The organism is Streptomyces sp. NPDC027189, assembly GCF_055566975.1.
Genome location: NZ_JBVHRI010000003.1, coordinates 235,785 through 249,173, shown reverse-complemented (window position 1 = coordinate 249,173; position 13,389 = coordinate 235,785). Strand labels below are relative to the sequence as shown.

The window sequence follows — 13,389 nt, the reverse complement described above, 5'->3', positions numbered from 1 at the left end:
CCTGTCGCCGGAATGGGCCGGGCCAGCGCAGCTCCAGTCGCTCCTCCTGGGGCCCCGTAGATCTCTCACCACCAAGCGTGCTGTGCCATCTCTGCGTAGTAGTCGGCCTGCAGTTCGGCGTGATTGTCGAGGTAGCCTCCTACCCCGCCGTACAGCATCCAGCCTGCGTCGTGCAGGCGGCGGCAGTCGGCGTCGAAGTCGATGTTCTGCTGGTTCGGCCTGGCCCTCACCACTCCCGTGCCTTTACCGCCCTTGACGGTGCTGTATCGGAACGTTTGCCCGTTCTCGTCGAGCTGGTGTAGCCAGTCGAGGGTCTCCTGGGTCTCCTGAGGAATGCGATCGTTCGGGTCATCCAGGAGCTGGCTGAGGTACTGGTTCAGTCGATCCGCCAGGTGCCCGATCACGTGCGAGGCGTTGACGAGCTTGTCGGGCTCGCCGGGCGGGAGTTCGACGCCGTCGCGGCGCAGGCAGCCCGCCGCCACGCGGATACAGCCCTTCAGGGACAGCTCGATGCCGTGCCGGTAGTTGTAGTAGATCGGGACAGGCAGCGCATCGTTCGTGCCATTGCGGATCCAGTGACTCGCGAGGATGTCGGCCGCCTGCAAGTAACCGAGGGCTACGTCGAAGTCGTCCTCGTGGGGGCTACCGATGACGGCGATGCTGTGCCAGTCCGAGCGCCGTGGGGGCAGGCGGGTCAGGTCTTCGGGGTCGTCCAGTGCTTCGCTCACGGTCCTAGGGTGGCGGGCTCGCCGGTGGGCGCGCGCCACATTTTTTCGGCCGTGCCGCCATGACTTCCCCTGCACCAGGGCGCGAGCGGGCCCCGCCCGAACTCCGGGCTGTCGGACGTCGACCTCATGCCCCGCGTGCGGGTGTCGAACGGTTTCCTGGCCGCCATGGCTGGGGAGGCCTCCGAGTCATAGGCGCCAAGCCTCTGGCTGCGTTCAACCTGTACCTGTGCACTGTCCCGAGCGAGCTGCCCGCCGACGACGGCGAGTCCGTGTGCTCTGCAACGGGCTCGCCGGGGTCCTCGCTGGCACGATTACCCGGGGCGAGGACGCCACGGCCGCGTATAGGGCTGTGGAGGACCGTGCCGTGCACAAACCGGCCCCACCCGATCGAGTACTGAGGAGTCTTCGTGAGCGACTTACCGGCGGGCGTTACCGGCGCCATCGGCCACGCCCTGGCCTTCAACCTGCGCCACCACGGCCAGCAGTTCGGCATGGACAACCTGCGCTGGAGTGACCTCTACACCGACGTGATCACGGCACTGAAGTGGGTGCACTCTGTGGACCCGGCGACGGCCGTACGCGTCGCCCGGCGCGCCCTCCAGGACGCGGCCGACGAGGGCGACAAGCAGCCCGTGCCCCTGAGAGATGCGGGGCTGTGCCTGCGGCACTCCCTGACGCAGGCCAGCGTGCCGTACGGGAAGTGGTCGGAGGACCAGGCGGAGGCCTTCGTGACCGCCGTGCTCCTGGACGTCGACTGACGCCCGGGCAGCCTTCCTGGGCAACCGAAAGGCCCGCCCACCGTGGAGGCCTGGCGGGCCCTTCGGCGTGCTTAAAGCCTGCCGCCGGGAGTTGGCGCGTCGAACCCCCTGGTCTCGTGAGGGTGGCCGCAACCGGCGGCGGGCTCGGGCCGTCCTGTTGATGTGTGACAGCACCTGTGCCCCGGCGCCGGACGAACCAGCGTGGGTTGAGGCTCTGGCCGGTCGGAACCGTCCTCGGCCTGACCTTCATTGCCGCGATCCTGGTGGCCGCCGTCGTGTTCTATGCCGGATGGGACCTGCTCGGCGCCCGAGGCCTCAAGCCTGAGCGCCGAGTCGACTCGAAGACGCTGTTCGACTTGGTGAAGCTGTCCTTCGGAGTGGTCGCCGGGGCCGGTGCCCTGGTCGCCTTGGTCGTGGCCTACCGGCGCCAGCGCGTCGACGAGGACGGCGCCCTGCGGGATGCCACCCGCCTGCACACCGAACGCTTCACCACTGCTGTCTCCCAACTCGGAGAGGAATCCGCCGCGGTCCGTCTAGGCGGCGTCCATGCCCTGGCCGGCCTCGCCGATGACGCTCCCACCCGCGAGCTACGCCAGACCTGCATTGACGTCCTGTGCGCCTACCTCCGCCTTCCGTACACCGCTGAGACCGACCTCCCGGGCAACGCGGGGGCCCGGCACGAGTACCTGGCCTTGCGGGAGGTCCGCAACACAGTCATCCGCCTCATCCGCGACCACCTCCGCCTCGGACTCGACCACCCGCACGCCTGGCAGGACCACGACTTCGACTTCACCGGCGTCACCTTCGACGGCGGAGACTTCTCCGGCGCGGTGTTCTCCAGCGGCACGGTCGACTTCCAGGGCGCGGTGTTCTCCGGCGGCACCGTGTCGTTCGCTGATGCAGTGTTCTCCGGCGGCACCGTGTCGTTCGCTGATGCAGTGTTCTCCGGCGGCACCGTGTCCTTCGCCGATGCAGTGTTCTCCGGCGGCACCAGCCACTTCAACCGCGCGAAGTTCTCCGGCGGAACCGTCCACTTCGCTGAAGCGGAGTTCTCCAGCGGTACGGTCGACTTCGACTACGCGCAGTTCTCCGGCGGAACCGTCCATTTCAAGAACGCAAAGGTCTCCGGCGGCACGGTTAACTTCAGCCACACCCAGTTCTCCGGCGGAACCGTTCACTTCGCCCGTGCGCAGTTCTCCGGCGGCACGGTCGACTTCCTGAGCCCGGTGTTCTCCAGCGGCACCGTCGACTTCATCGGCGCAAAGTTCTCCGGCAGCACCGTGTCCATCGCCGGTGCAGCGTTCTCCGGCGGTACCGTCCTCTTCCTCCACGCGAAGTTCTCCGGTGGCACCATCGGCTTCCCCGGCTCGGAGTTCTCCGGCGGCACCATCTCCTTTAACCGCGCGGAGTTCTCCGGCGGCACCGTCGATTTCTCTGGCGCGACGGGTATAGCGCCAACCGGTCTGGTTCCAGCAAGCGGGTCGCCACTGCCCACCGGAATGATCCTGCCTCCTGGCTGGTAACGGCCTTGGGGAACGCCGCACAGGCCGGACGCCCGCCAGGGTTTTCCGCAGAACGTTCGGTCGTCAGGGTCTCCCGAAACATCCTAGTCAGCCGGCGCTGCGTGTACCGCCTTGATGAAGGCGAGCGGATCGCCCAGGCCGAAGTCGTCCGACAGTTCCTTGCGCAGCTCGGCAGCACGACGATCGCCATGCAGCCACCGTCAGCGCTCACCGTGGAGGCCGCATCCCCGGGCGGGCCAATCGCGGTAGGCCTTGTTCTCGTATAGCTACCGCCAGGCGGCGTGCAGCGCAGTGTTACTGCCGTGGTGCTCGATTCTCAACTGGCCGTCGGAGCCTGGGTTTCGGCCTGCCGGGCGCGCCGCTGCGCGCGTACGCCAGTGCCAGACCTGTCCGGGGCCGACCAGTCCGGCTCGTCCCCGGGGTCCTTCGTCGCCACCTTGGTCACCTGCAGCCCGGCGGCCCGGCCCCGGGTGTGCTGACTCGTATCGCATGTCAGCAACCGAACGTCGCGGCCGGCCAGGCCCTGGATTGCCACCGTCCGGTCGATGATCTCGACATCGGGACGGTCAAGGCGCACGTGGCCGGGGGGATCGAGGACGATCTCAACGTTGACCCTGCCGCGGGTCTCGCCGTCCTGAACGGTGTGCTCCCCTTCGTGTAGGACCCCATGCGTGCCGCCCTTGAGGACCCCGTCGAGGAGACCGAGCGTGTGGGCGGCACGCCAGCGGGCCCGCTGCTTGCTGGCGTCCTTGAGGTCGTCCAGCTCGTCGACCACCACGATCGGGAACAACAGGCGCACGAACTGCCACCGCGGCACGTCGAGCACCTTGTGCAGATCGACGTCGGCCAACTTCACCTCGTTCTGGATGTAGAAGCTGGAGTCGGCCACGACGAACACCTCCCGCTGGCTCCACCGGCCGATCCGCGCATCCAGCGCGGCCACGGCCGCCTCGAACGCCTCGATCCGTTCGGCGACCTCAAGTTGGACCAGACCGTTCACGAGGCGCTGCTGGGCGGTCCCGGCGAGCGTGCCGCAGCTGCCCAGGAGCGCCCGGTAGCGGTCGGTGAACACGAGCTGGTCGAGGTCCCGATCGCTGATCTGGGAGCGCAGCATCCGCGCGGACTCCGTGGCCCAGTCCAAATACGTCAGCAGCCCTTCGAAGGCGCTGCCGTACGGCCGCTGCAGGTTCATAGCCGTGGTGTGGACGCCGCTGAGGACCTGCCGGATGTTCTTCCGGTCTGCGCCGGGGCGCGGTGTGATGAGCATGCGGTGATCCTGCCAGCGCGGCCGGCTGGTGCGCCTTCGGTTTCTGACGTCGCGGCCCTCTCTCCGCAGACCTGCGCCATGCTCGCCGAACCGCTAGGGCGGGCCGGACACTCGCTGCGCCGTGGCTTCGCCACCGCCGCCCCAGCCGTCGGCCGGAAACGACCTGCTGGAGATCGCGCGGGGCTGGCAGCTCCTGCACGGGCGGGGATTTCGGGTTCCGCTCCGGTGCCGATGCGACAGCCAAGCGGACGTGTCCGGGGGCCGCCTGGACAGGAGGCCCCCGGATGGGAAATCAGAAGGAGAGGTGGCCCAGCAGCCAGGCGATGAAAGTTCCGGCGGCACCTGAGACGACTCCGCCCAGGACGGCGTAGACCAGGGCCAGGCGCTCGGGGCGCGTCAGGCGCTTACGGGACATGGGACCTCCATGGGTCTCGATCAGCGGGTAGGCAGCTGGCCAGCTCGCTCTCCACACTCGGCCCCGCACAAAGATCGACTCCCAATTGCGACGAGCGCCCCGCCTGCGGCGGTATTGGTGCTGTTCAGGCTGTATCCGGGAACGGAGCGGGAGATGATGGTGCGATGAGTCGCGACAAGGGGGGCGGGCCGACCAGGCGGCCGCGGAGGCTGGAGCGGCCACGGGTGCAATGGCCGCGTCCGTTACGGGAGATGAAAGATCTGCTGTACGAGGCGTACCTGGCAGCGGACGCCCCGAGCCTGGCCGACATGACTGCGGACATCGAGGCCGACGACAACCTGTCAGGGGCGCCGAGCCGGGACACCATCAGCCGCATCATCAGCTCCCCGAGCCTGCCGCCCAGCCAGGCCGATGCGGTCTCCGTCGCCATGGTGCTCGCCCGCCGCGCCGCCTGGAACGAGGGCGATCTGGCCGCGCGGGTGCGCAAGCTGTGGACCGAGGCCGGGATGTACACCCCTGCGGGTCGGCCGATCAGTGAGTTTGACGACCTGCAGGTCCTGGACCATCTGGAGGTTCACCCAGCCCTTGACGTCGGTGCTGCCATCGATACGCGCGGCGCGCTGCCTGCCTACGTCACGCGGGAGTTCGACGCGCGGCTGCGTTCGGTGGTGTCCGCCGCCGAGGGCGGGCAGAGCGGCATCGCGGTCCTGGTCGGCGGGTCCTCCACGGGCAAGACCCGTGCCTGCTGGGAGGCGGTGAAGCAACTGCCGGACGGATGGCGGCTGTGGCACCCAATCGAGCCGGACCGCCCCTCAGCGGTGATCGGGCAATTTGACCTGGTGGCGCCGCAGACCGTTGTGTGGCTCAACGAGGCCCAGTACTACCTCCTCGACCAGGAGCACAGCGCGCAGGTCGCCTCCGGCCTCCGTGAGCTCCTGAACACCCCCGAGCGCGGCCCGGTGCTGGTCTTGGGCACCATCTGGTCCGAGCAGTGGGATGCACTCACGTATGTCCCCGTTCCCGCGACGGGGTCGGACGCGTACTCGCAGGCCCGCCAACTGGTCAAGAACAAGAGCATCGCAGTCCCCGAGGTCTTCACCGTCGACGAACTGAAGACCGCAGAGGTCACCGCCACCAGCGACCCCCGCCTGGCCGAAGCCGTTCGGCACTCAGAGCAGGGGCAGGTCACCCAGTATCTGGCTGGCGTCCCCGCCCTGATCGAGCGGTACCGCACCGCGCCCCCGGCGGCGAAAGCGCTGATCGAGGCCGCCATGGACGTCCGCCGCCTCGGTCACGGCCCTGCCCTGCCCCTGGCTCTGCTGGAAGCCGCCGCCGAGGGCTACCTCACCGAAACCCAGTGGGACCTGTTGGACGACGACTGGCTCGAACAGGCCCTCGCTCATGTCGCTCGCCCGGTGCGCGGCACCCGCGGCCCGCTGACCCGCATCCGCCCCCGACGCGGCCAAGCCGCTCCTGCCCAGCCCCACTACCGCCTCGCCGACTACCTCGAACAACACGGCCGACGTTCCATCGGCACCGTTCCTCCGGCTCCCGACGCCCGCGATGCTCCCGTTGTCCCCGTTCTGCCTCACACGTGGGACGCTCTGATTGATCACGGTACTCCCGCAGCCCGCGCATCACTGGCCCGCGCAGCCCACGCCCGTGGTCTTCTCCGCATCGCCATGCTTCTCTACCAGGGCGCCGCCGAGACCGGCGACACCCGTGCGCTGAGACCGGCGGCCGACCTCCTGCGGGTGGCTGACCGGGGGGAGGAGGCGATCGCCTGGTACCAGCGCGGCGCAGAGTCCGGCGACTTTCTCGCCCTGGGATGGGCGGTCTTGCTGTTGACGAGGAACGGCATGACGGACGAAGCCATCGCGTGCCACCGGCATGCTTCCGAGGCAGGTAATCCCGCCCCCTTGGGGATGGACGCCCTGCTGGAGAAAATGGAACAAATCGAGGCCGCAGATGCCTGGGTCCAGCGCAACGTCGTCGACGGCGCGCGGGTCACCACGGAGTGGGCCCCCCTGATGTTGAAGGACGACTATGCCTGGTTGTTGCAGAAGCCCACACGCGTAGCCGAAGCCTTGGAGCGGCTGCGGCTTCACGCTGAAGCTGGCAATACCGGCGCCATGACGCTGGCGATCGAGCTGCTGCACGCAGCCGGACGGGTGGAAGAGGGCAGAAGACTGAGGCGGTACGGCTGGGAGCCGAAGGGATGGATCGCGGAGCGGTGGGAGGTTCCGCCGCCTGCCAGGTGAACCTCGTCCGGCAGACCGCAACCCATGGAACAGTCACCGCGACTCGGGCGGTCACTGCTGCCGGCGTCGGTGACCCAGCTCTGGAGGCCACCGTCCGTGGGGCATACCCCTCCCGAGCGCGGACGGGCCTGAACGCGCGACCGTCCCCGCTTCGGTTTCGAAACGGGGACGAGCACCCGTGCATGGCTACCAGCCTCGTGCGCGCCACTCCGCGAGGTGGGGCCGCTCCGTGCCGATGGTGGTGTCGTTGCCGTGGCCGGGGTAGATCCACGTCTCGTCGGGCAGGACGTCGAACAGCTTGGTCTCCAGGCCGTCCATCAGGGAGTTGAACTCTTCGGGACGTGTTGTCCGACCAGGACCGCCCGGGAAGAGGCAGTCCCCGGTGAACACATGCGGATGCCCGTGCGGGTCGTCGTAGACGAGGGCGATCGAGCCCGGCGTGTGCCCCACCAGGTGGCGCGCGGTGAGTTCCACGCGCCCCACCCGGATCGTGTCGCCGTCGTTCACGAGGACGTCGGTCGGCACCGGGATGCCGTCGGCGTCGTCCCGGCCCGCGTAGGTGCGCGCGCCGGTGGCCGCCACGACCTCCGCGAGCGCCTGCCAGTGGTCGCCGTGCTGATGGGTGGTCACGACGGACGCGATGCCGTCGTCACCGATCAGCGTGAGCAGCGTCGAGGCGTCGTTCGCCGCGTCGATCAGCAGCTGCTCGTCGGTGGCCCGGCAGCGCAGCAGATAGGCGTTGTTGTCCATCGGGCCCACGGCGACCTTGGAGATCATCAGGTTCTGCAGCTCGTGCACATCGGCAGGGCCGCCGACCTTCACCGCTCCGCTGTACGTCATGACGGCAGCCTATAGCGGGGGAAGGGCGGGAAGCAGGACACCGTCGACCGTCAGGTCGGCCCCGTTGCGGCGCCCCGCGAGCCAGCCCAGAAGCGCGGGCGCCGGCCCGGTCACGGTGACTTCCGGGGCGCCCTCCGTGTCGCGTCCCGTGCGCCACGTGCGCGTGCTGTCCGTGATCCGTGTGGGCGGCACATCGGGATGCCCGGCGAAGCGGTCGGCGAGGAACTCGATCTCCCGCTCCACGAATTCCTCCGGAAGATCTTCGAGCTCGTACCCGATCCCCAGATCCACGTGGTGCAGCTCCACCTCGACCCACCGCCGGAACGGTACCCGGGCCGCCGAGTCCGTGACCCCGTTGCGCAGCTCCACCGTGCGGGACCAGTCCGCGGGCGTGGCCGCCGCCTCCTGGAAGCGGTCGGCGCTCTCGCGCACGTCCGTGAGCTGCGCGTTCATCGGGCGCGGCGCGTCCCGCTCGATGTCGGTGTCCCGGGCGTCGCCGGAGGCATACATGGGGCGCCCTTCGAGGACGTTCACGAGAGCGTCCGCGTTGCGGGCGAGGTGGGCGAGGACGTGGCCGCGGCTCCAGCTGGGAAGCCGTGACGGCTCGGCCACGGATACGTTGTCCAGTTTGGCGGCTGCTGTGAGCAGCCGTTCGGTCGCGTCACGTACAGACGCCAGGTCGCGCACATGATCAATCATGAGGCCGACCCTAGCCCCGCCACACGTTTGGGTGAAGGCGGTCGACCACCCCCGCAAATCGAATACCCGTGCTATAAGCTCGGGCGCGGCGTCGGGCATGCTGGATGGCCCGGGATTGTTGTGAACCAGGGAAACCGACCGGCGCTGTCAGTGGCTCCCCCTAGTCTGAAAAGGACGGGGGCCCCGCCCCTGTCACTTCTCTCAAGAAAGGTGCGGACCGGCGTGGCCGACCGTCTCATCGTTCGTGGAGCGCGCGAGCACAATCTCAAGAATGTCTCGCTCGACCTCCCGCGCGACTCGCTCATCGTCTTCACGGGCCTGTCGGGGTCGGGCAAGTCCTCGCTGGCCTTCGACACGATCTTCGCCGAGGGGCAGCGGCGCTACGTGGAGTCGCTCTCCTCGTACGCCCGGCAGTTCCTCGGTCAGATGGACAAGCCGGATGTCGACTTCATCGAAGGCCTCTCCCCGGCGGTCTCCATCGACCAGAAGTCGACCTCGCGCAACCCGCGCTCGACGGTCGGCACCATCACCGAGGTCTACGACTATCTGCGTCTGCTCTTCGCGCGCATCGGCAAGCCGCACTGTCCCGAGTGCGGCCGCCCCATCACGCGCCAGTCGCCGCAGGCCATCGTCGACAAGGTCCTGGAGCTGCCGGAGGGGAGCCGCTTCCAGGTCCTGTCGCCGCTGGTGCGCGAGCGCAAGGGAGAGTTCGTCGACCTCTTCGCCGATCTCCAGACCAAGGGGTTCAGCCGGGCCAGGGTCGACGGCGAGACGATCCAGCTCACCGAGCCGCCCACGCTGAAGAAGCAGGAGAAGCACACCATCGAGGTGGTCGTCGACCGCCTCACGGTGAAGGACTCGGCCAAGCGCCGCCTGACCGACTCGGTGGAGACCGCCCTCGGCCTCTCCGGCGGCATGGTCGTGCTCGACTTCGTCGACCTCCCCGAGGACGACCCCGAGCGCGAGCGCATGTACTCGGAGCACCTGTACTGCCCGTACGACGACCTGTCCTTCGAAGAGCTGGAGCCCCGCTCCTTCTCCTTCAACTCGCCCTTCGGCGCCTGCCCCGAGTGCACCGGTATCGGTACGCGCATGGAAGTCGACCCCGAGCTGATCGTCCCGGACGAGGAGAAGTCTCTCGACGAGGGCGCCATCCACCCGTGGTCGCACGGACACACCAAGGACTACTTCGGGCGCCTCATCGGAGCCCTCGCGGATGCGTTGGGATTCCGAACCGACATTCCCTTCGCCGGTCTCCCGCAGCGCGCCAAGAAGGCCCTCCTGTATGGCCACAAGACGCAGATCGAGGTCCGCTACCGCAACCGGTACGGACGCGAGCGCGTGTACACCACGCCTTTCGAAGGGGCCGTCCCCTTCGTGAAGCGGCGGCACAGCGAGGCCGAGAGCGACGCGAGCCGTGAACGCTTCGAGGGCTATATGCGCGAGGTGCCCTGCCCCACCTGTGAGGGCACGCGCCTGAAGCCGCTCGTGCTCGCGGTCACCGTCATGGAGAAGTCGATCGCCGAGGTCTCCGCGATGTCCATCAGCGACTGCGCGGACTTCCTGGGCGAGCTGAAGCTCAACGCCCGCGACAAGAAGATCGCCGAGCGCGTGCTGAAGGAGGTCAACGAACGCCTGCGCTTCCTGGTCGACGTCGGCCTCGACTACCTGTCGCTGAACCGCGCGGCCGGCACCCTCTCCGGCGGTGAGGCCCAGCGCATCCGTCTGGCCACCCAGATCGGCTCCGGGCTCGTGGGCGTCCTGTACGTTCTCGACGAGCCCTCCATCGGTCTGCACCAGCGCGACAACCACCGGCTGATCGAGACCCTGGTCCGGCTGCGCGACATGGGCAACACGCTCATCGTCGTCGAGCACGACGAGGACACCATCAAGGTCGCCGACTGGGTCGTCGACATCGGCCCCGGCGCGGGCGAGCACGGCGGCAAGGTCGTGCACAGCGGCCCCTTGAAGGAGCTGCTCACCAACGCCGAGTCGTTGACCGGCCAGTACCTGTCGCGCAAGAAGGAGATCGCGACCCCGGACATCCGCCGCCCCGCCGACCCGAGCCGCAAGCTCACGGTGCACGGCGCCCGGGAGAACAACCTCCAGGACATCGACGTGTCCTTCCCGCTGGGCGTCCTCACGGCCGTCACCGGCGTCTCGGGCTCCGGCAAGTCGACGCTGGTCAACGACATCCTGTACACGCACTTGGCCCGCGAGTTGAACGGCGCGAGGAACGTTCCCGGGCGGCACACGCGCGTGGAGGGCGACGACCTCGTCGACAAGGTCGTGCATGTCGACCAGTCGCCCATCGGCCGTACACCCCGGTCGAACCCGGCGACGTACACCGGAGTCTTCGACCACGTCCGCAAGCTGTTCGCGGAGACGACCGAGGCTAAGGTGCGGGGCTACCAGCCCGGCCGCTTCTCCTTCAACGTCAAGGGCGGCCGCTGCGAGAACTGCTCCGGCGACGGCACCATCAAGATCGAGATGAACTTCCTGCCGGATGTGTATGTCCCCTGCGAGGTCTGCCACGGGGCGCGCTACAACCGGGAGACCCTGGAGGTCCACTACAAGGGCAAGTCCATCTCCGAGGTCCTCGACATGCCGATCGAGGAGGCGCTCGGCTTCTTCGAGGCCGTCCCGGCGATCGCCCGCCACCTGAGGACGCTCAACGACGTCGGCCTGGGCTACGTCCGGCTCGGCCAGTCCGCGCCGACGCTGTCCGGCGGTGAGGCGCAGCGCGTCAAGCTCGCGAGCGAGCTCCAGAAGCGTTCCACGGGCCGCACGGTGTACGTGCTCGACGAGCCGACCACCGGTCTGCACTTCGAGGACATCAGCAAGCTCATCACGGTGCTGTCCGGTCTGGTCGACAAGGGCAACACGGTCATCGTCATCGAGCACAACCTCGATGTCATCAAGACCGCGGACTGGGTCGTCGACATGGGTCCCGAGGGTGGCAACGGCGGCGGTCTGGTGATCGCCGAGGGCACGCCCGAGCAGGTCGCCGGTGTTCCGACCAGCCACACCGGCAAGTTCCTGCGCGAGATCCTCGGCGACCGGATCAGCGACGCGGCCCCCGTGACGGCAGCGCGCAAGACCGCCGCCAAGAAGGTGGTGGCGGCCAAGGCGACGGCGAGGAAGACGGCCACGAAGGCCGTCAACAACACGGCCACCGAGAAGGCGGCCTCGGTCACGAAGAAGACGGCCACCAAGAAGGCGACCCCCGCGAAGAAGACCACGCGGGCTCGCAAGGCCTGACTCGAACAGGCCCAAGGGCCTGAATCAGACGGTCGCACGAGGTCCGACAAGTCCCGAGAAATACGGCGCCCCACGGGAACTCCCCGTGGGGCGCCGGGCGTTGCACAGTCAGCCGCCCTGTCCCTGCGGCTCGACGAACTGCATGTCCAGCTGCACCTTGACAACATCACCGAGGAACCCGGTCCCGAAGTCCAGACCGAAGTCGCTGCGCCGGATCTCGCCCGTCGCCTCGAACCCCGCGTGCTTGCGACTGTCGACGGGGGAGTTCACCACCCCGCCGAACTCGACGGCGAGCGTCACCGTCCGCGTCACGTCACCGATGGTCAAGTCCCCTTCCATCGACCACTCCTCGCCGTCCCCGGACACCCGCGACGAGCGGAAGGTCATCGTCGGACGCTTCTCGACGTCGAGCAGTTCGGACGAGCGAGTGTGCGCGTCGCGGTCCGGGTTCCCGGTGTCAATGGAGGCAAGAGCGATCTCGGCGCTCACCCTGACGTCGTCGGCCGTCTGACCGACGTACAGTCCGGCCTTCACCTCGCCGAAGCGTCCCCGCACTTTGGCAATCCCGAGGTGGCGGATGGTGAAGTTGACGGCCGAGTGCAGGGGGTCGAGCTCCCAGGCGCCGGGGGCGAGTGGCAGTGCAGCGGCATACGTGGTCGGGGAGTTGTCGTGAGTCATGGCTCCACCCTGCGCGGCCGGGCGGGTGGGAGGGAGACCGGGCGGATGGTGGTAGTGACAGGGCCACGATCCGGCGGCGTACGGGTTGTACGTTCTACGAGTGAGCGACAACGAGTTGGGCATCTTCCTGCGCACCCGCCGCGAAGCGATCACGCCCGCCGAGGTGGGGCTGCCGACCGGCCCCCGCCGTCGTACCCCGGGGCTGCGCCGCGCCGAGCTGGCCACACTCGCCGGCATCAGCGTCGAGTACCTCACTCGGCTCGAACAGGGCCGCGACCGCAATCCGTCTCCCCAGGTCCTGGGCGTGCTCGCCGACGCGCTGGGGCTGCCCGTGACGGAGCGGATCCTGCTGCGCCGACTCGCCAAGGAGTCCGGCCACGACGCCGTGTTCTGCTCCGCGGCGGTAGAGCCCACCCGCACCGTCCGCCCGACCGTGCGGGCCATGCTGGACGGGCTGGAGCCCACACCCGCCGTGCTCATCAACTGGATCGGCGACATCCTCGCGTACACCACCGGCTATCGGCGGCTCGCCGGACCGCTCGGGATGCTCGACGGCAAGCAGCCGAACATCCTCCGGTATGTGTTCACCGACGAGCGGGCGCGCGCCGCCTACACCGACTGGGACCGGGTGGCCGACGAGCAGGTAGCTCACCTCAGGCACGAGGCGTCGCTCCACGACCCCCATGTCGCTGCCATGGCCGACGAGTTGACGGTGACCGCGGGTGCTCTCTTCGCCGACCGGCTCGCAGCCGTGCCTGCCATGCCCCGACGGGCCGGCACCGACCTTGTCGCGCACCCGGAGGCCGGCCCACTGCGCCTGTCGTACGAGACGCTCGCGCTGCCGGACGACGGCCATCGCATGGTCGTACACCTCCCCGCGGACGAAGCCACGGCGAGCGCTCTCGACCGGCTCAATGGGCGGCAGCCCGGGGCGCTGCGGGCGGTCGGCAGCTGAGCGT

At 68.7% G+C, this 13,389-nt stretch carries 11 protein-coding genes; 5 read left to right on the top strand and 6 right to left on the bottom strand.

The genetic code is table 11. The features are described 5' to 3' along the window. Positions 1-65: 65 nt before the first annotated feature. Positions 66-728: a hypothetical protein gene (locus ACZ4RZ_RS08960; protein ID WP_467743304.1), complete on the bottom strand. Its 663-nt coding sequence runs from the start codon at positions 726-728 to the stop codon at positions 66-68. Between the two features lie 407 nt (positions 729-1,135). Between ACZ4RZ_RS08960 and ACZ4RZ_RS08955 the strand changes: the two genes are divergently transcribed. After that, entirely contained in the window at positions 1,136-1,486 is a 351-nt protein-coding gene (locus ACZ4RZ_RS08955; protein ID WP_467743303.1) for a hypothetical protein, read from the top strand. Positions 1,487-1,692: 206 nt separating this feature from the next. After that, positions 1,693-3,009 (top strand): pentapeptide repeat-containing protein, encoded by a 1,317-nt coding sequence (locus tag ACZ4RZ_RS08950; RefSeq protein WP_467743302.1) that lies wholly within the window; start codon positions 1,693-1,695, stop codon positions 3,007-3,009. Positions 3,010-3,325: 316 nt separating this feature from the next. Here ACZ4RZ_RS08950 and ACZ4RZ_RS08945 read toward each other — a convergent pair whose 3' ends face one another. Beyond that, positions 3,326-4,276 (bottom strand): PIN domain-containing protein, encoded by a 951-nt coding sequence (locus ACZ4RZ_RS08945; RefSeq protein WP_467743301.1) that lies wholly within the window; start codon positions 4,274-4,276, stop codon positions 3,326-3,328. Between the two features lie 292 nt (positions 4,277-4,568). Beyond that, positions 4,569-4,691 (bottom strand): hypothetical protein, encoded by a 123-nt coding sequence (locus ACZ4RZ_RS08940; RefSeq protein ID WP_467743300.1) that lies wholly within the window; start codon positions 4,689-4,691, stop codon positions 4,569-4,571. A 251-nt stretch (positions 4,692-4,942) separates the two neighbouring features. Between ACZ4RZ_RS08940 and ACZ4RZ_RS08935 the strand changes: the two genes are divergently transcribed. Next, complete coding sequence (locus ACZ4RZ_RS08935) at positions 4,943-6,952, top strand: hypothetical protein (RefSeq protein ID WP_467743299.1); 2,010 nt, start codon at positions 4,943-4,945, stop codon at positions 6,950-6,952. Positions 6,953-7,138: 186 nt separating this feature from the next. Here ACZ4RZ_RS08935 and ACZ4RZ_RS08930 read toward each other — a convergent pair whose 3' ends face one another. Beyond that, a complete protein-coding gene (locus ACZ4RZ_RS08930) occupies positions 7,139-7,792 on the bottom strand; it encodes an MBL fold metallo-hydrolase (RefSeq protein WP_467743298.1) in 654 nt (217 codons plus the stop codon). 9 nt (positions 7,793-7,801) lie between these two features. Next, complete coding sequence (locus ACZ4RZ_RS08925) at positions 7,802-8,491, bottom strand: maleylpyruvate isomerase family mycothiol-dependent enzyme (RefSeq protein WP_467743297.1); 690 nt, start codon at positions 8,489-8,491, stop codon at positions 7,802-7,804. Positions 8,492-8,713: 222 nt separating this feature from the next. Between ACZ4RZ_RS08925 and uvrA the strand changes: the two genes are divergently transcribed. Next, a complete protein-coding gene (gene uvrA / locus ACZ4RZ_RS08920) occupies positions 8,714-11,752 on the top strand; it encodes an excinuclease ABC subunit UvrA (protein WP_467743296.1) in 3,039 nt (1,012 codons plus the stop codon). A 108-nt stretch (positions 11,753-11,860) separates the two neighbouring features. Here uvrA and ACZ4RZ_RS08915 read toward each other — a convergent pair whose 3' ends face one another. Beyond that, positions 11,861-12,430, bottom strand: coding sequence for a YceI family protein (locus ACZ4RZ_RS08915; protein WP_467743295.1), 570 nt, complete (start codon positions 12,428-12,430; stop codon positions 11,861-11,863). A 100-nt stretch (positions 12,431-12,530) separates the two neighbouring features. On the opposite strand from ACZ4RZ_RS08915, the gene ACZ4RZ_RS08910 reads away from it, so the two are divergent. After that, positions 12,531-13,385 (top strand): helix-turn-helix domain-containing protein, encoded by an 855-nt coding sequence (locus tag ACZ4RZ_RS08910; protein ID WP_467743294.1) that lies wholly within the window; start codon positions 12,531-12,533, stop codon positions 13,383-13,385. The last annotated feature ends 4 nt before the right edge of the window (positions 13,386-13,389 follow it).

Coding starts and splice junctions, on each gene's coding strand:
- ACZ4RZ_RS08925 (WP_467743297.1), bottom strand. CDS start 8,491: ATGATTGATCATGTGCGCGACCTGGCGTCTGTACGTGACGCGACCGAA.
- ACZ4RZ_RS08930 (WP_467743298.1), bottom strand. CDS start 7,792: ATGACGTACAGCGGAGCGGTGAAGGTCGGCGGCCCTGCCGATGTGCAC.
- ACZ4RZ_RS08940 (WP_467743300.1), bottom strand. CDS start 4,691: ATGTCCCGTAAGCGCCTGACGCGCCCCGAGCGCCTGGCCCTGGTCTAC.
- ACZ4RZ_RS08945 (WP_467743301.1), bottom strand. CDS start 4,276: ATGCTCATCACACCGCGCCCCGGCGCAGACCGGAAGAACATCCGGCAG.
- ACZ4RZ_RS08915 (WP_467743295.1), bottom strand. CDS start 12,430: ATGACTCACGACAACTCCCCGACCACGTATGCCGCTGCACTGCCACTC.
- ACZ4RZ_RS08935 (WP_467743299.1), top strand. CDS start 4,943: ATGAAAGATCTGCTGTACGAGGCGTACCTGGCAGCGGACGCCCCGAGC.